The following is a 17,275-nucleotide window of genomic DNA, read 5'->3' on the forward strand; positions in this document are numbered from 1 at the left end:
GGGTGTGACCAATATGGCAGATCAAAACGCTTACCAAGGCGTGTTAATTTTTGCAGAACAACTGGATGGCAAAGTATCAAACGTGGCCTATGAATTAATCGGTAAAGGCCGCGAACTGGCAGAAGACTTGGGCACCGAAGTAACGGCCATTGTTATGGGGCATAATATCGCGTCTTTGGCAGATGATTTAGCCGCTCGCGGTGCACAAAAAGTCATTGTTGTCGATGATCCTTGCTTGGAAAACTATACAACCGAACCGTATACATCAACCATTTATCAGGCCATTGAAGAATTTCAGCCGGCCATCGTTTTATATGGCGCAACGGCCATTGGTCGTGACCTGGCACCGCGTGTATCCGGTCGTGTCCATACCGGCTTGACGGCAGACTGCACCAAGCTGGAAATTGATCCGGATACGAAGAACTTGATGATGACCCGTCCGGCATTTGGCGGTAACCTGATGGCAACCATTTTATGCCCGGACTTCCGTCCGCAAATGTCCACCGTTCGCCCCGGCGTTATGGTGAAACGCCCGGTCGATAAAACGGCAAAAGCGCAAGTCATCAACTGGAAGCCTGATTTAACGAAAAACAATAAGTTTGTCGAAGTGACAGAAGTCATTCGCAAGGTCAGCGAACGCATGGACATCCAAGACGCTAAAATCTTGGTTTCTGGCGGCCGCGGAATCGGTAATGCAGAAGACTTTGCCATTTTAGAAGCTTTAGCAGATAAAATGGGCGGTGTTGTGGCCGGTTCCCGGGCAGCAGTTGACTCGGGATGGCTGGAAAAGGACCAGCAAGTAGGTCAAACCGGTAAAACCGTTCGTCCTGACCTGTATTTTGCCATCGGGATTTCCGGGGCCATTCAGCACTTGGCCGGCATGGAAGAATCCGATTATATCATTGCTATTAATAAAGACGCCACCGCACCGATTTTTGACATTGCCGATGTCGGCATTGTCGGCGATTGGCATACCATTGTTCCGGCGCTGACTGAAGCCATTGCTGCCGAACAGGCTGCCAAAGCGGAAGGCTAATAGACTCCATTCCTCTTCTACCCCTCGCTAAAATCCGCCCTTAGGGCGGATTTTTTTATGCCTTGCATTTACAAACTAAGCGCAAGAAAAAATGATTCATCATTTCCCGGTAAAATGATGTCGACGGAGGCAAACATACCGGGAGGAACGATGAATCATTATGTTTATTCTGCCCTAAGAGAGCACAAGGGCTAAAACTTATCGGCTGAAACCAATCCGAAATGGCCCTTGACTTGTTAAGTTAAGTGCACCGCTATTGAATGATAGAGAAGGGATGTGTCCCAGGGACCTGTCCTTAGAAAAATTACCAAGGTTAGTCGGTCGAGGCCCATGCGGCGGCCAGCGCCTTTAGGGCCTCTAAAAGACGTGACGTTTCAATGCTTGAAAAGGAGAGCAGGAAGTGCTTGCTGAATTCAGTGCCGGTCGTTTCAAAATAGGCAAGCGGCCGAATGAGGATGTCACTGCGTTCGGCCCGTCTACAGAGCTCCTCTTCCGATAAGGGCGTTGTTACTTTTAAAATCATAAAGAGGCCGGCATCGCTCTCTTCTAAAGAGACAGAGGGGATGTCTTTAAAAAAGGATAGGAGTAAATTTCGTTTGTACCGGTATACGCGTTTCATCCGGTTTAAATGTCGGATAAAAGCGCCGCTTTCAATAAATTTTGCCGTGCTGAGCTGTGTGAGCAAAGGGACCGAACATTTAAGGGCGTAGTTTTTTTGATAACGAATGCGCAGCTTATCTGGAAGGATCATGTAAGACAGGCGTAAGCTGGGAAAAATGGTATTTGAAAAATTGCCCAGGTAGATGACCCGGTCGTAGATGTCCATGGCTTTCAAAGGCGCTATGGGGGCCCCGCTATACTTAAATTCTCCATCATAGTCGTCTTCAATAATCCACTTTTTACTGGCGTTGGCAATATTGAGAAAGTCCATTCGTCTTTGTAAGGGCATGATGCGGCCGGTCGGAAATTGATGGGAGGGGGTAAGGGTTAAGACGTCAATGGGGCTGATGGTTTCATCCGGGACGGCGCCTTGTTCATCCAAATGAATGTAGGTGTACTGGATTTTATGCGAGAGAAACAAGCGCTCCAATCGTTCAAAGCTGGGATTTTCTATCCCAAAATTTAAGTCGCCCAGCAATTGAAATAAAATCAGGTAAGAATATTCCAAGCCTGACGTAATGATAATTGATGACGGATGCACTTGGATGGACCGACTGTCCGCTAAAAAATGAGCGATTTCTTGCCGCAACTCGTATTCCCCTTGATAATGTCCCGTAGTTAACAAGCGGTCTTCGTGGTCCAAGAGGATTTCATTGCTTATTTTTTTCCAAACGGAATAGGGAAAACTTTCTCGATCAACGCCAAGAGGCGAAAAATCATAGATGTAAGGTCGTTGCCTTTCTTCTGGATCTTCAGTGAAGGTGACCGGACGATTTTTTCGGAAGAAGGCGTGGTCTATGGTGTTGACGTAAAAACCGGACCGGTTTTTTGTATAAACGAATTCTTCGTCCAGGAGCTTGTGGTAGGCGTGTTCAACGGTATTGACGGATACATTTAAGGTAGCTGCCAAGCTGCGTTTAGAGGGCAGCTTGGCATTGCTTTTCAATTGATTCGTAATGATGCTATTGCGCAACTGTTCATAGATTTGTTCATAAATGCAGCTTTTTCGATTGATTGTAATCACAACTGACCCCCTTGTTTAATGTTTTTTTGACGCTTCTTTGCAGGTCAATGTCATTATATAATGATTTCAGAATTTACAAAAGGGGTGTTTTTGTTGAAAGATTTGACACAAAATTTTATTGGCGGCGTTATTATGGATGTTACCTGCGTTGAACAGGCTAAAATTGCCGAAGCAGCAGGTGCTGTTGCGGTCATGGCCTTGGAAAGAGTGCCGGCGGATATTCGCGCCGAAGGTGGCGTGTCGCGGATGAGTGACCCGGAAATGATTTTGGAAATTAAAAATGCGGTCAAGATTCCGGTGATGGCGAAATGCCGCATTGGGCATTTTGTTGAAGCGCAAGTTTTAGAGGCCATCGGCGTTGATTATATTGATGAGTCGGAAGTTTTAACGATGGCTGATGAAGAAAACCACATCAATAAGCACAAGTTTAATACGCCCTTTGTTTGCGGGGCTAGAAACTTGTCTGAAGCCCTACGGCGCATTGCTGAAGGGGCCAAAATGATTCGGACCAAAGGTGAGGCCGGTACGGGCGATATCGTTCAAGCGGTGACGCACATGCGGGCAATCACCAGAGAAATTGCCCGGGTTGGCGCGCTGGATGAGGACGAATTATTTACGGCGGCCAGAGATCTTCAGGTGCCGGTTGACTTGCTCAAGTACGTGCATGAGCATAAAAAGTTGCCGGTGGTGAACTTTTCAGCAGGTGGCGTTGCAACGCCGGCCGATGCGGCCTTAATGGTTCAGCTGGGCGCCGAAGGGGTCTTCGTTGGATCAGGCATCTTTAAATCCAACAACCCTGAAAAACGCGCGAAAGCGATTGTAAACACCGTTAAGAATTACAATGACCCGGCCAAAATTGCAGACTACTCTCGGAATCTTGGCGAGGCCATGGTGGGCATCAATTGTGATGAAATCAAAACGCAAATGGCAGAGCGTGGCGTATAAGTTTTTTAAGACAAGCAGTCTCTTACGGGGCCGCTTGTTTTTTTATACTCGAGTCCGTGTAAGGGTAGAGTATGATGATTGGTAAGAGGAAGACTGTTTTGCAGCAGCATTTTAGGAGGCACATTATGCTAAAGGAAGAAGTCCTAGGTCAGCGCCGATACTTTCATACAGGCGTGACCCGGTCCTATCAATTTCGCATTGATGCCTTAAAGGCACTCAAGCGGGCAATTCAAAAATATGAAAAGGATATTTTGGCGGCCTTGCAGGCGGATTTGAATAAATCTTATTATGAAGGCTATATGACGGAAGTCGGTTTAGCGGTCCAGGAAATCAATTATGTCTTGCGTCATTTGCGCCTATGGATGCAGCCAGAGCGATGTGCAGTCGGATTGAATGCCTTTCCCGGTAAGGCCTATAGGATTCCAGAGCCTTACGGTGTGGTGCTTATCCTGTCGCCCTGGAATTATCCCTTTAATTTGGCCATTATGCCTTTGATTGGCGCCATTGCGGCCGGCAATTGTGCTGTTCTGAAACCGTCAGAAGGGTCTCCACACACCACCGAAGTGATTTTGCGCATGCTCCAGGAAACCTTTACGGAGAATTTCATCAGAGTGGTGACCGGTGGGGCAGACTTGGCCCAGGCCCTCTTGCAAGAGAAGTTTGACCATATATTCTTTACCGGGAGTCCCGCCATCGGGCGCAGTGTGATGGCGGCGGCCGCACAGCATTTAACCCCGGTGACCCTGGAATTGGGCGGTAAAAGCCCCTGCCTTGTGACGGCAGATGCGGATCTTGAGGCAGCTGCCAAAAGTATTGCGTTCGGAAAAATCCTGAACGCCGGACAGACCTGTGTGGCACCGGATTATGTTCTGGTCGCGGAACCGGTTGCAGATGATTTTTGCCACAAGCTGGCAGATGCCTTTGGCAAACAATTGCCGGATGGCCTTGCGACTGCCGGATATCCACAGGTGATTAACCGCCGCCATTTTGACCGGTTATCTGCCTTGAGCGCTGACGGGCAAGTGGTCAGTGGTGGGGCAAGGGATGCGGTGCGGTTGACCATGGAACCGACCATTTTACGGGAGGTATCACCGACGTCTGACCTGATGCAGGAAGAAATTTTCGGCCCTTTGTTGCCGGTGCTGACCTATGCGGAGCTATCATCAGCCGTTCAATTTATTGCTTCACGGGAAAAGCCCTTGGCCTTTTACCTGTTTACTGAAAACCGGGCCTTGGCGGACCGCTTATTTGAGCTCTTGTCTTTCGGTGGCGCTTGCCTGAACGATACCATGTCGCACCTTACCTGCAAAGGCCTGCCTTTTGGTGGCGTTGGCAACAGCGGAATGGGTGCTTATCACGGAAAGCACAGCTTTGCAACCTTCAGCCACATGAAGAGCCTTTATAAAAAATCAAGTAAAGGAAGCCTGCCGCTGAAAATTGGCCCGTATACAAGGGATTATCGTTTGTTAAAGGGCTTTATGCGCTGACCTTACGATGAAAAAAGGAGGCCGTTGGCTTGCAAGAAAAAGTTTTTAATACAAGAAAAGGGCCAATCCATTATTGGGTGAACGATATTGTAGAAAGGGGCCAGGCACCTACACTGGTATTTTTGCCGGGGTTAACGGCAGACCACCGTTTATTTAATCGACAAATAGCATATTTTAAAGAAAGCTTTCCAATCCTGGTTTGGGACGCCCCCGGACATGGACAGTCACGTCCATTTTCCCTAACCTTTGATTTAAATGAACTGGCCTCCTGGTTGGAGCGAATTTTAAAGTACGAGAAAATCAGCCGTCCGCTATTGATCGGTCAATCCTTGGGTGGCTATGTTGCCCAAGCCTTTATCGCCCTTTTTCCGACAAGGGCCTGTGGATTGGTTGCCATTGACTCAGGGCCCTTGGCGAAAGGGTATACTTCTGCCGCTGAACGCTTACTGCTGAAGGGTATAGCGCCGTTTTATCGTTATTGTGCCTGGCCCTGGCTCTTGGAGGCAGGGCCGGCCGCGTGCGCCACAACCCCTTATGGGCAGGATTTAATGCGGGATATGATGATGAGCTACGATGGCAGGCAAGCGGAATATGCGGCACTGGCCGGACATGGCTACCGCATGCTTGCAGAAGCCTTGGAAAACAGCCGCCCCTTTCAGATGGACTGCCCAGCCCTTTTGATTTGTGGAAGTGAAGATGTGGCCGGGTCATCGAAACGGTTAAATCAAGCCTGGCATGACCGGACCGGCCTTTCCCTGGTAATGGTAGACGGTGCCGGCCATAATGCGAATACGGATAAGCCCAACGAGGTGAATCGGTTAATTGAGTTGTTTATTCGCCACTCATGTCTTGCTTAAGCCTTTCTAAGAAAGCTGGCAGGGTAAAATTGCCTGGCAGGGAAGCAGAGCATGACCGCCACGCTGCCTGGTGGTCCATCTGCCCAGTGTTTAAGGAGGGGCAGGTCTATAAGCAGGATATCGACACAAAAAGAAGTGCTCGATGATAACTAAATATTGACCAAATAATTAGCTAAAGCTATAATTAAAGAAAGTTCTTGTGAGCTTTCTTTTTTTGTTGGACGGTTAGCTATGGCTAATGGTTGTGCCGCAAGTTATTTTATAAAGGAGGAATACATGTGGTTCGCATTCGAGATTTGCACAAATGGTACGGTAAAAATCAACAGCGGCAGGAAGTTTTAAAGGGGATTGACTTGGAAATCCCAAGCGGGCAGATGGTATGTCTTTTAGGACCGTCCGGTTCAGGCAAATCGACCTTGCTGAATATTTTAGGCGGTATTGAATGCATTGACCAGGGACATGTTGAGGCTTGTGGTCAAAGGCTTGAAGGGCTTAGCGAAAAGGCCTTGAGCCAGTATCGGCGGCAGTATGTCGGTTTTGTCTTTCAATTTTATAATTTAATTGACCATTTAACGGTGCGGGAAAATATTCGAGCCGGCGCTTATCTATCAAAAGACCCGTTGCTTGTAGAGGCGCTTTTAGGCGCCCTAGGTCTTGCTGAGCAGGCGGGAAAATACCCGAATGAAATATCCGGCGGCCAGGCCCAGCGTACCTCCATCGGCCGCGCCATGGCAAAAAAACCGACTCTTCTCTTATGTGATGAACCGACCGGTGCCCTGGATTATGAGAGTGCCAAGGGGGTTTTGGCCTTGATTGAGGACTTGAATGCCAACCACCAAACGACGGTCATCATCGCCACCCATAACACGCAAATTGCTCGCATGTGCGATATGACTTTGAAACTGCATGACGGCAGCCTCAAGCAGGTCGAGCGAAACCAGAATAAGCTGACCGCAAAGGATGTGAGATGGTAATGCGCAACCCCATTCACAAACGCATTTTAAGAATGGCCTTAGCCCATCCTGGTAAAGTGCTGCCGTTATTGACAGCCCTCCTGTTGATGACTGCCTTTATGTCATCTTTTTTCATTGCTCAACACACGGTAGAAGACCTGTATTATCAGCAAATGGATGAGGGGCGAGTTGAAGACGGCCAATGGACGACCCTTAATCCCTTGCAGCATGATGCCATTCAGCGCCTGACAAATAAGGGCTTGACCGTTTATGAAAACTTTTACAAAGATATTTCATTTGGGAAAGATAAAACACTCCGCCTTTATAAAAATCGCACAGATGTGGATTTGCCCATTATGACTTCCGGGCGCTTGCCTGAAAAAGACTACGAGATAGCGGTGTCTGCCAACTTGGCAAAAGTAGATGGATTTCACTTGGGCGATTGCTTGACCTTGGAGGGTCAAGCATATACCATCACAGGGCTGATCACCACGCCGGATTACAGCTCCCTGTTAAAAAATCGGCATGATCTTGTAATGGATACCGGTTATTTTGGCATTGCCATGGTGACCGACCAGGCATTTAATGGATTGACCCAGGCGAAAACGAATTATTGTTACGCGTATCAGGCTAAACCGCCAGTCAAACAGACGGCTGCTCAAGAACAGCTGGAGGATTGTTTAAAGCTCATTCAACAGGATAACCAAGTTTTAGACGGTGTTACCCGCTATGAAAACCGTTGTATCACTTATCTTATGGATGATATGGGTGGCGATGTGCCCATGATGATGACCTTGTTGGTCCTGTGTTTTATTGCCTTGGCCTTCATGTCCGGGATGCAGTCAAAAAGCCTCATTGAAGAAGAGGCCCCTGTTATTGGAACCTTGCTGGCTTCCGGTTATAAGCGGCGTGAATTATTCATACACTATATGGCAACACCGAGTATTTTGACGCTGGTGGCTATTTTGGCAGGTAATGTCATTGCCTACGCCGGTGGCTATCGCCTCTACGCCGGTTTGTATGCCACATCTTACAGCCTGCCGCCCTTTGTGCCGGTAATGGACTTGCGCGCCTTACTGTTAGCCGGTGCCATTCCGTTTGGCCTTGTCGTTGGCATTAACGCCCTTATCCTGTTCAGGGCTTTGGGTCATCGCCCCCTGGCCTTTTTGCGCAGCGAATGCCGTCATGATCGAAAGCGTAGGAACCGTTTTACCTTACAAAGGTTTTCCTTTCTCAATACCGCTAAAATTCGCGTTTTGCTGGATAATAAAGGCAATATTTTAGCCTTGTTTTTTGGCCTTTTTATTGCCAACAGTGTGCTAATCTTTGGTCTCTCCCTTGAACCGATGTTTTTAAATTATGCCGATCAGGTCAAATATGAAATGCCATATGATACGATCACCCTTGTAAAAGGCGTGCCATCAGAAGTCATTCGGGCTAAAAAAGGCGTGGTCACCAATTTGGACGTCCGGCTGGACGGTGAAAAAAAGCGCATCTCTTTTTATGGCATGGACCGCGGCAGCCGCTACCATACGCGTTACGCCATCGATGCGCTAAAAGAAGGACAAGTGGCGGTTTCCCACGGATTTGCCGGGAGGTATGGGGTGAAAAAGAATGATGTTATTACCGTATCTGTCCCCTATGCCAGCAAAACCCATCGCCTGGTTATCAAAAAAGTCATGGAGGATGTAACCTCTGTTCAGGCGGTCTTACCGATGACGACATTGAACCATATTTCCGGTCATCAGCCATCTTTTTATAACGCTTATTTTAGCGACCGAAAACCGGATTTGCCCGCAGATCTTATCGTCACCGTTATTGACCGTCAAGATATCAGCCGCTATCTGAGCCACTTTATGGCTTCTTTTGCCGGTGTTTTTAAGGCCACATTGGCGGTCTCGCTGAGCTTCTACTTTTTGCTGCTTTATCTTATCAGCAAGCTTATTTTGGATAAATCGACGAAAAATATCTCGTATTTTAAAATATTGGGCTTCACCAATCGTGAAATCAGCCGCATATACATGAATTCCATAAGAAATGCTGTCATCGTTTACTACTGGCTCAGTGTACCGCTTTTAAATCTTGTTTTGAATAAAGCCATCAAGGCCTCCATGGTAAAGGTGGACGTGTACTTGGATGCCCAACTGCCACCCTACGTTTTCCTGTTGACCTTTGCCCTCGGCCTGGCTGTTTATCTTGTGGTTCAACGCTTGCAAATGCGTAAGATCGCTAAAATGGATATGGTGCAATCCCTCAAGACCGTCAGCGGCTAAAGCTAAGGGGCAGGCCTTAGCAACTGTTTTAGCGGCCTGTCAAAGCGTCCTAGAGGCGTGGGCTCATATGACTTCTTCCGAAAAAATCGACCAATAACAGTTTGATAATATAGGAGCATTTTTTTGAGCTGGTTGTCAGACGACAAAGTATTCAGGGTTTCCTGTGCCTTGTCGTCCTTTCAGGATAGTGGCGTGGCATATGGCTGATGGGCATGGTACACTATTGGGACGAGTAGTAAAGTGGAATATTGCGCTGAAAATGAGGTGAAACCATGTCGGAAGAAGAATTGAGTAAAAAACGAGCGATAGAATTCTGGGACACTGGGAAAATAAACGAGATAGAAATTGGCACCTATAAAGGGTTGGCGGACATTCATAAATATCTATTTCAAGATGTATTCCCTTTTGCTGGAGAAATGAGAAAGGTTAATATTGCAAAAGATAATTTTAGCTTTGCCCAACTGATATTCCTGCCTACAAATTTAAAAATAATAGATAATTTGCCGCATAAGACATTTGAAGAAATAATAGAGAAATACGCATCTATGAACGTTGCCCATCCATTCTGTGAAGGGAACGGTCGCTCTATGAGAATATGGCTTAACTTAATGCTGAAAGATAGCTTAGAGGTTTGTGTAGGCTGGGAGAAAATAGGTAAGGTTGATTATTTGCAGGCCATGAGGCGGTCTACTTATAAAACATTGGAACTAGAAGCATTACTCCAGGAAGCATTGACGGATAAAATCAACGATAGAGAAGTGTATATGAAAGGTATACAAGTCTCCTATGATTACGAGGGACAGAATGGTATAGATATACATGACCTTTAGGCGCGAAATTTGGAGGTAGTAACGTAGTGGATTCTCCAAAAAGAGAAAAATATAAGAGGTCTGGAAAAACGTTTATACTTGAACAAATGAATAGATACATTGAATTTCTCTTAAAAAATTTCCTCTGGACGAAGATTCTGAGCCCTTGTCTGCCGTTGTTTTGCTCGGAGCATATGGGGGATCTCGGAAAGATGAAATTATCGGTTGGGGTATTGATAAAATAAGGTTCAACAAGAAAGGTGAAATGATTATCAGTAAGGAAGCGTCTAAAGACATAGTGGTCTATTCGGAATTGCTATCTGATTTAATTATGTAAAGAGCTAAACACTATCCTGCTTGACGCCAGGTTTTCTGTTGTGCAAGTTTCTAAACGTATGAGGCATAAAAGACCTTCAATAACTTTGGATACCTATTGCGACCCCAATGATAAGAAAATAGGCGACCTGGGAGAAGCCTTTAGGGAAGCAGTTTGTAGCGATTTTTAAGACGGAAAAATCTTCCACACTTAGTTCCACACATAAATTTTACTATTTCTCTTGACAATCTAGTGGACACATAGTATTATAAAATGCGTCAACGGCAAGGAAAACTGCCCTAGACAATCAAGAGAGCCGGAGTGGCGGAATTGGCAGACGCAGCAGACTCAAAATCTGCCGTGGGCAACCTCGTGTGGGTTCGAGTCCCACCTCCGGCATAAAAATGCACTTTTTAGTGCGTTTTTTTATTTGCGTAGAAAAGATCCGTAGGGGCTAGGTCTCCCCTTCAGTATAGAACGCCCTTGCTGGTTACCGGCAAGGGCGTTTTTGTATGCAAAGGTTTTTTCGACCATATGGCGTGACGATGTTTTGCTGCTGCGATTATGTGGGCGTCATGTATAGAGGATGTCAGGAAGGGGTTAGATTTTAGATGGGCGGCCGGCAGTGCTGAAAAGCGACGGGGCTTATGCTATAATATTCCTATCAGTGAAAGTCTAACCGGGAGGAAATGGGATGCAAAAAATTAGCGGAACAGATTTGGCAAAAAGACTGCGCCATGACATGAAAGCGGAAGTGGCTGCCTTAAAAGAGGCCGGCCGGCAGATTGGTCTTGCGGTGGTGCTGGTGGGGCATGACCCGGCATCTGAAATTTATGTAGCGAATAAAGAAAAAGCCTGTCAAGAGGTGGGCATAGTATCCCGCAAAATTGTGCTGCCGGAAAATATCAGTGAGGCGGACTTGCTCACTGAGGTGGCACAATTAAATGCAGATCCGGCAATTCATGGCATCCTGGTGCAATTGCCCTTGCCAAAGCATATTGATGAAAATAAGGTTATTTGCGCCATTTCACCTGAAAAGGACGTGGATGGCTTCTCTCCAGTGAACCTGGGGCGTCTTTTAATCGGACAGAAGGCCTTTGTGCCTTGTACTCCCCAAGGTTGTATGGCGCTGCTGGAAGCGGCCGGTCTTTCGCCGGAAGGTAAGAAGGCGGTGGTCATTGGGCGGTCAAACATTGTGGGCAAGCCGATGGCCCTGCTTTTGATGCAGGCCAATGCAACGGTGACGGTGTGTCATTCAAAAACCCGGGATTTGGCCAATGAATTGGCGCAGGCGGATATTCTTGTTGTGGCCATCGGAAAAGCAGGCTTTATTCAGCCCGACCAGGTCAAGGATGGCGCGGTCATTATTGACGTGGGGATAAATCGCAACAAGGACGGAAAAGTCTGTGGTGATGTGGATGAAGCGGCTTTTCTTGCGGCAAATAAGGATGTCGCCTTAACGCCTGTGCCCGGCGGCGTCGGGCCGATGACGATTACCATGTTGCTGAAAAATACCATATTGGCAGAGGCCGCTGCTTTTACCGCAAAGGAGGGACGGTAATGGGATATCGTCAATCAGACGCAGAAATATTGTTGTTGTGTGAGGACTTAATCAATTGTCTCAATAGGCATAAAAGCCTGAGCGGAACAACGGATGCTGAACGGGAGTCATCACCAATTGGACGCCGCCTGAATTTTATCCGTAAACGCATTGAAACCGAGCGGCGGTTGATTGAGGAAGTCAGCGCCCCCGGCCGGCTCTTGATTGAACACTTGTCCTTATTCGCCGGTAAGATGGACTACACCATCGGGTTTATTTATGGCAACATTAAAACCGGTAGAGGCCTGCTTTCCGGTGTCCGTATCGGCGAATGGGGGACAATTACCTTGGACATCGGCGATGTCAGCCTTTGTTGGCGCGATGCAGATGTGGGCTATATGTTCTACCCGGACCGGATTATTATCCGCCCCAAGGACAGCGGCCAGGACGATATTACGCTCTTTTTCAGCTATTCATTTAAGTATGACAAAGAGTTGATCAAGGCTTTTCAAGATGTTCAAGAAAATGAGCAAACGCTTTACTGGCACGATGACATGCCAAAGGAACAATAGGTGGGGCAGAAACTATGAAATATGCAGTCATTGACATTGGTTCTAATACCATGCGTACCGTAATTTATGAAGTGATTAATGATGATTTTGAAATCGTGATCAGCGAAAAAGAATTCGCGGAACTCATCAGTTACATAGAGGATAACCTATTGACGGAAGCCGGGATAAGCCGCTTGGTCCGTATTATGAAAAAAATGCGTGTGTTATGCGAGGAAACCCATACGGAAGATATTCTTTGCTTTGCGACGGCTTCTTTGCGTTATATCGACAACCAAAAAGAAGTGCTGGAACGGGTTCAAAAAGAAGCGGGCATCCGCATTCAACTTTTGGATGGGTGCGATGAAAGCTATTACGACTTTATCGGTTTGCGCTCGGCCATTGGAGAATCGGAAGCGGTTGGTTTTGACTTAGGTGGTGGCAGCGCTCAGCTCTTCTATTATAAGGACAATCGCCTGACCAAAAGCATGAGCGAGCCCATCGGGACCTTGGCGATGTACAACCGCTACGTCAAAGGCCTTTTTCCCAACTCCAAGGAGCGCAATAAAATCTCTCGCCGGGTGAATAAATCGCTTAAAGAAGCGGGCGATTTTAAACAATTTAAGCAAGATACCCTATACGGTATGGGCGGTACTGCCCGGGCCTTGGCTAAGGTACATCGACACTTGGTGGGCAACGATCGGGCGGTTGATTACCGGTTGACCTTGGCCGATGTGCTGGAAGTGGATCGCACCTTGAGCGACTTAGGCTTAAGCGGCATTAAAATCCTGAATCGCATTCTTCCGGAGCGGCTGGTGACATTTTTGCCGGGGATTTTGATTATTGAAGAGTTAATGCGGCATGTAGGGGCAGAAAACTTGGTGATTATTGGCTATGGAGTGCGTGAAGGATATTTGATTGAGAATGCCATCAATAAAGGGAGGGGCATCAATGAGTTCCGAGATTCCGACATCGTTATTTGTAAATAGAGAACTGAGCTGGCTGGGCTTTAACGAACGCGTTTTGGAAGCGGCGGAAGACGATCGGCTCCCTTTATTTGAACGCTTGCGCTTTGTGTCTATTTATGGGTCAAACTTGGACGAATTTTTTATGGTTCGCGTAGGTGGTTTAACCGATGCGCTGATGCTTGGCGTTGAAGAAATTGACGGCAAAAGCGGCATGAGCATTGAAGAACAGCTTACCTCTGTTTACAATAAGGTGCGTCATCTTTTACCGCGCTTAGAACGGTGTTACCGCTCAATTATCGATCAACTGGCGGACTACGATATTCGCGAAGTGAATATGAATAAACTGACCCCTTATGATGAAGATTATCTGACGCGATTTTTTGAGAACAATGTTGCCCCCTTTTTATCGCCGCAAATCATAGACAGTCACCACCCCTTCCCGTATTTCAGCAATAAGGAGCAGTTTGTGGGCATTGCCCTCAAGACCAATAAAAAGCGGCCCTTTGACTTTGGGGTTATCCCGGTGTCCTACCAGAATTATCGACGTTATCATATTTATCCTAATGAAACAAAAACCGGCTATAATTACGTCCTCATGGCGCCGCTGATCATGCATTTTGCAGATAAGTTGTTCAAGCGTGGCGATATTCAAGAACGGTTTGTTTTTCGCATCACGCGCAATGGTGACCTGAAAGTAGATGAAGCCTTATACGATCAGGATATTGATTGGCGTCAACAAATGGAGCAATTGCTGAACAAACGCAAAAGATCCCAAGCCGTTCGCCTGCAGTTGTCCCAGCATATTTCCACAGAGCTGCAGGGATACCTGATGCAAAAATTGGAAATAGAGCCGCGGGCCGTTATGATTGCCGAATACGTTCCGGCATCGCTCAGCCACGTTTACGGTTTATGTGGAGAATTGGCTGACCACTACCCGGAACTGAATTATGACCCGATGCCGCCGATTATGCCACCGGGGATTCAGCCGGGGGATTCGATTATTAAAAAACTTGATGAGCGCGGCGATATTTTCCTGGCCTATCCCTATCATTCTATGAAAAGCTTTTTGGATTTATTGGATGAGGCGGCGGTGGACCCGGATGTCACGTCAATCAAGATTACCTTGTACCGTATCGCCAGTGGGAGCAAGGTGGCACAAGCCTTGATTAAGGCCGCAGAAAATGGTAAATCCGTTATGGTTTTGGTGGAACTGAAGGCCAGGTTTGACGAAGAACACAACATCGTCTGGTCTAAGCGACTGGAAGAAGCCGGCTGCTCTGTGCTTTACGGTATGGAAAATTACAAGGTCCATTCAAAAATTTGTCTGATTACGCGGCGTAACGGACGTAATGTTCAGTACATTACACAGATTGGAACGGGCAATTATAATGAAAAGACAGCCCGCCAATACACCGATTTTTGCCTGATTACGCAGAACCAGCAGATTGGCGAAGAGGTCAGCCGAGTCTTTCAAACGCTGCAGCTGGGTGCCTTTGTGGACAGCAGCCAATATCTTCTGGTGGCGCCGCTGCAAATGAAGAGCCGGTTTTTGGACTTTATTGATGAGGAAATTGCTGCTGCAAAAGCCGGCAAACCGGCCAGAATTATTTTGAAGCTGAATGGCCTGTCGCATAAAGATATGATTGAGGCCTTGATTCGGGCGTCACAGGCGGGCGTTGACATTACCCTTTACGTGCGCGGTATCTGCTGCCTGCGGCCCGGTGTTGAAGGGTATACGGAAAACATTACCGTCAAGAGCATGGTGGGGCGTTTTTTGGAGCACCCGCGGATTTACTTGTTTGGCCATGGCGATCGTGAAAAAATATTCATCGGGTCTGCGGACTGGATGACGCGCAATCTTTTATACCGGGTGGAAGTTGCGGTGCAGATTTTAGAACCAAAGGTTCGCCAGATCATTATGGATGTATTAGGTATTTTGGCAGCGGATAACGTATTGGCTAGAATAGCCTTGCCAGATGGCAGTTACAAGCGCCTTTATCCAGGCCTGGAGGAACGGGCCATTGATTCCCAATACGAGCAATACGCTTATTTTAAACAACGCACAGCACAAGCGGTGACGGTCGCTGAACCACCGAGGGTGGATAAAGGACAACGCCCAACGTTTATAGAGCGGCTGCTGTCATGGTTTCGTGGTGGACATTGATAAATACAGAGACAGAGGTGCAAGATGGAAGACCATACCATACAGAAAAATTTTATTGAACAGATTATTGACGCAGACCTTCAGGCGGGCATGACAGCAATTGCAACCCGTTTTCCGCCGGAACCCAACGGTTATTTGCACATCGGTCACGCCAAGTCAATCTTTCTCAATTTTGGCTTGGCTAAGACCTATGATGGGACCTGCTTTTTGCGCTTTGATGATACCAACCCCATCAAAGAAGAAGATGAATTTGTCGAAAGCATTATGCAGGATGTGCACTGGCTGGGTGGCGAATGGGACGGCGATGTCCGCTTTGCGTCAGATTATTTTGAGGCCTTTTACGAGATGGCAGAATGCTTAATTGAAAAAGGCTTGGCTTATGTAGACGATCAAAGCGCTGAAGCCATTCGTGAAACACGCGGCACCCTAACCGAACCAGGTACGGACAGCCCCTACCGCAACCGGTCTGTTGCTGAAAACATGGACCTGTTTCGCCGGATGCGTCAGGGCGAGTTTGCAGACGGCGAAAAGGTCTTGCGGGCTAAAATTGACATGGCGTCTCCAAATATGAACATGCGGGACCCGGTCATTTACCGGATTTTACACGCCAGTCACCACCGGACCGGGGACAAATGGTGCATTTATCCCATGTATGATTATGCTCATCCCTTGGAAGATGCTATAGAAGGCATTACCCATTCGATTTGCACCTTGGAATTTCAGGACCACCGCCCCTTGTATAATTGGTTTATTGAGCAATTGGCCGAAGACGAGCACTTAAAGAGCCGACCCCAGCAAATAGAATTTGCCCGGCTGGAAATTGAAAATACCATGACCTCTAAGCGGCGCCTCAAGGCTTTAGTGGATGCCGGTTTGGTAGATGGATGGGATGATCCCCGCTTGCCTACGGTTAGCGGTTTGCGGCGTCGAGGCTATACGCCTGCAGCCTTAAAAGAATTTTGCCAGCGGATTGGTGTTGCTAAAACCAATAGTGTGGTGGAGCAAAATTACCTGACCTTTTGCTTACGAGAAGATTTAAATCGCGTGGCACCGCGGGCCATGGCGGTATTGAACCCGCTTAAACTGACCCTGACGAATTATCCGGAAGATCAGATTGAATGGGTGCAGGGGGTTGTGAACCCGAATGATGAGACCATGGGCACGTACGAAATGCCTTTCGGCAAGCACTTGTACATTGAACAAGAAGACTTCCGCGAAGAAGCCAACCGGAAATACCATCGGTTGAAACCCGGCGCAGAAGTGCGCTTGATGTACGGCTATATCATTAAATGTGAAGATTTTATCAAAGATCCGGAAACCGGGGAAATTTTGGAAGTTCTCTGCACCTATGATCCGATGACCAAAAGCGGTATGCCGGACGCCGATCGGAAGGTGAAAGGCACCTTGCACTGGGTTGAAGCCACCCATGCGGTTGACGCTACGGTTCATGTACTGGATGATTTAATGGATGAAGACAAGCCTCAGGATGCAGATATTTTAGAACGGTTTAACCAGCACTCTTTAGAGGTCTTAAAAGGCTGTAAAGTGGAACCGCGCCTGGCGAAGGCGCAGGTGGGCCAGGCCTATCAGTTTATGCGCAAGGGCTATTATTGCGCTGACAGTCGCTATCATACCGCTGAAGCCCCGGTGTTTAATTTGACCGTCGGCTTGCGCGATAAGTTTAAGGGCTGAGCC

The 17,275-nt window shown here is 47.4% G+C and carries 13 protein-coding genes and 1 tRNA gene; 13 read left to right on the top strand and 1 reads right to left on the bottom strand.

All coding sequences use genetic code 11. From position 1 onward, the window contains the following. Nucleotides 1–13 precede the first annotated feature (13 nt). Nucleotides 14–1,036, top strand: coding sequence for an electron transfer flavoprotein subunit alpha/FixB family protein (locus tag BLQ16_RS04670; RefSeq protein WP_091791588.1), 1,023 nt, complete (start codon nt 14–16; stop codon nt 1,034–1,036). Between the two features lie 313 nt (nt 1,037–1,349). Here BLQ16_RS04670 and pdxR read toward each other — a convergent pair whose 3' ends face one another. Beyond that, entirely contained in the window at nt 1,350–2,720 is a 1,371-nt protein-coding gene (gene pdxR, locus BLQ16_RS04675) for a MocR-like pyridoxine biosynthesis transcription factor PdxR (RefSeq protein ID WP_091791589.1), read from the bottom strand. Nucleotides 2,721–2,780: 60 nt separating this feature from the next. On the opposite strand from pdxR, the gene pdxS reads away from it, so the two are divergent. The 12 genes from pdxS (at nt 2,781) to BLQ16_RS04740 (ending at nt 17,272) form a co-directional block, all read left to right on the top strand. Continuing rightward, the gene (gene pdxS / locus BLQ16_RS04680; RefSeq protein WP_091791590.1) at nt 2,781–3,665 is read left to right on the top strand and encodes a pyridoxal 5'-phosphate synthase lyase subunit PdxS; all 885 of its coding nucleotides are present in this window, start codon (nt 2,781–2,783) and stop codon (nt 3,663–3,665) included. Between the two features lie 125 nt (nt 3,666–3,790). Continuing rightward, nucleotides 3,791–5,152, top strand: a complete 1,362-nt coding sequence (locus BLQ16_RS04685; RefSeq protein WP_091791591.1) for an aldehyde dehydrogenase — start codon at nt 3,791–3,793, stop codon at nt 5,150–5,152. A 29-nt stretch (nt 5,153–5,181) separates the two neighbouring features. Continuing rightward, entirely contained in the window at nt 5,182–6,009 is an 828-nt protein-coding gene (locus BLQ16_RS04690; RefSeq protein WP_091791592.1) for an alpha/beta fold hydrolase, read from the top strand. A 278-nt stretch (nt 6,010–6,287) separates the two neighbouring features. Continuing rightward, nucleotides 6,288–6,983 (top strand): ABC transporter ATP-binding protein, encoded by a 696-nt coding sequence (locus BLQ16_RS04695; protein ID WP_091791593.1) that lies wholly within the window; start codon nt 6,288–6,290, stop codon nt 6,981–6,983. Beyond that, the gene (locus tag BLQ16_RS04700; RefSeq protein ID WP_091791594.1) at nt 6,977–9,235 is read left to right on the top strand and encodes an FtsX-like permease family protein; all 2,259 of its coding nucleotides are present in this window, start codon (nt 6,977–6,979) and stop codon (nt 9,233–9,235) included. The genes BLQ16_RS04695 and BLQ16_RS04700 overlap by 7 nt, the downstream gene beginning before the upstream one ends. A 272-nt stretch (nt 9,236–9,507) precedes the next feature. Continuing rightward, nucleotides 9,508–10,065 (top strand): protein adenylyltransferase Fic, encoded by a 558-nt coding sequence (fic, locus tag BLQ16_RS04705; protein ID WP_091791595.1) that lies wholly within the window; start codon nt 9,508–9,510, stop codon nt 10,063–10,065. A gap of 610 nt (nt 10,066–10,675) precedes the next feature. Then, nucleotides 10,676–10,759, top strand: a tRNA-Leu gene (locus tag BLQ16_RS04715). A 295-nt stretch (nt 10,760–11,054) separates the two neighbouring features. Further along, on the top strand, nt 11,055–11,921 hold the full coding sequence (gene folD / locus BLQ16_RS04720; RefSeq protein ID WP_091791597.1) for a bifunctional methylenetetrahydrofolate dehydrogenase/methenyltetrahydrofolate cyclohydrolase FolD: 867 nt from the start codon (nt 11,055–11,057) through the stop codon (nt 11,919–11,921). Further along, nucleotides 11,921–12,472: a hypothetical protein gene (locus BLQ16_RS04725; protein ID WP_091791598.1), complete on the top strand. Its 552-nt coding sequence runs from the start codon at nt 11,921–11,923 to the stop codon at nt 12,470–12,472. Before folD ends, BLQ16_RS04725 begins: the two co-directional genes overlap by 1 nt. A 14-nt stretch (nt 12,473–12,486) precedes the next feature. Then, nucleotides 12,487–13,437 (top strand): Ppx/GppA phosphatase family protein, encoded by a 951-nt coding sequence (locus BLQ16_RS04730; RefSeq protein WP_091791599.1) that lies wholly within the window; start codon nt 12,487–12,489, stop codon nt 13,435–13,437. Then, the gene (gene ppk1 / locus BLQ16_RS04735; RefSeq protein WP_159427985.1) at nt 13,400–15,580 is read left to right on the top strand and encodes a polyphosphate kinase 1; all 2,181 of its coding nucleotides are present in this window, start codon (nt 13,400–13,402) and stop codon (nt 15,578–15,580) included. Before BLQ16_RS04730 ends, ppk1 begins: the two co-directional genes overlap by 38 nt. Nucleotides 15,581–15,604: 24 nt before the next feature. Further along, complete coding sequence (locus BLQ16_RS04740) at nt 15,605–17,272, top strand: glutamine--tRNA ligase/YqeY domain fusion protein (RefSeq protein WP_091791601.1); 1,668 nt, start codon at nt 15,605–15,607, stop codon at nt 17,270–17,272. Nucleotides 17,273–17,275: the final 3 nt, after the last annotated feature.

The sequence above is a fragment of the Peptococcus niger genome (assembly GCF_900101835.1).
Lineage (GTDB): Bacteria > Bacillota > Peptococcia > Peptococcales > Peptococcaceae > Peptococcus > Peptococcus niger.

Bases quoted from the DNA above. Each gene is read 5' to 3' on its own strand.
- BLQ16_RS04670 (WP_091791588.1), top strand. From the start codon at position 14: ATGGCAGATCAAAACGCTTACCAAGGCGTGTTAATTTTTGCAGAACAA.
- pdxS (WP_091791590.1), top strand. From the start codon at position 2,781: ATGATTTCAGAATTTACAAAAGGGGTGTTTTTGTTGAAAGATTTGACA.
- BLQ16_RS04685 (WP_091791591.1), top strand. From the start codon at position 3,791: ATGCTAAAGGAAGAAGTCCTAGGTCAGCGCCGATACTTTCATACAGGC.
- BLQ16_RS04700 (WP_091791594.1), top strand. From the start codon at position 6,977: ATGGTAATGCGCAACCCCATTCACAAACGCATTTTAAGAATGGCCTTA.
- fic (WP_091791595.1), top strand. From the start codon at position 9,508: ATGTCGGAAGAAGAATTGAGTAAAAAACGAGCGATAGAATTCTGGGAC.
- folD (WP_091791597.1), top strand. From the start codon at position 11,055: ATGCAAAAAATTAGCGGAACAGATTTGGCAAAAAGACTGCGCCATGAC.
- BLQ16_RS04725 (WP_091791598.1), top strand. From the start codon at position 11,921: ATGGGATATCGTCAATCAGACGCAGAAATATTGTTGTTGTGTGAGGAC.
- BLQ16_RS04730 (WP_091791599.1), top strand. From the start codon at position 12,487: ATGAAATATGCAGTCATTGACATTGGTTCTAATACCATGCGTACCGTA.
- ppk1 (WP_159427985.1), top strand. From the start codon at position 13,400: ATGAGTTCCGAGATTCCGACATCGTTATTTGTAAATAGAGAACTGAGC.
- BLQ16_RS04740 (WP_091791601.1), top strand. From the start codon at position 15,605: ATGGAAGACCATACCATACAGAAAAATTTTATTGAACAGATTATTGAC.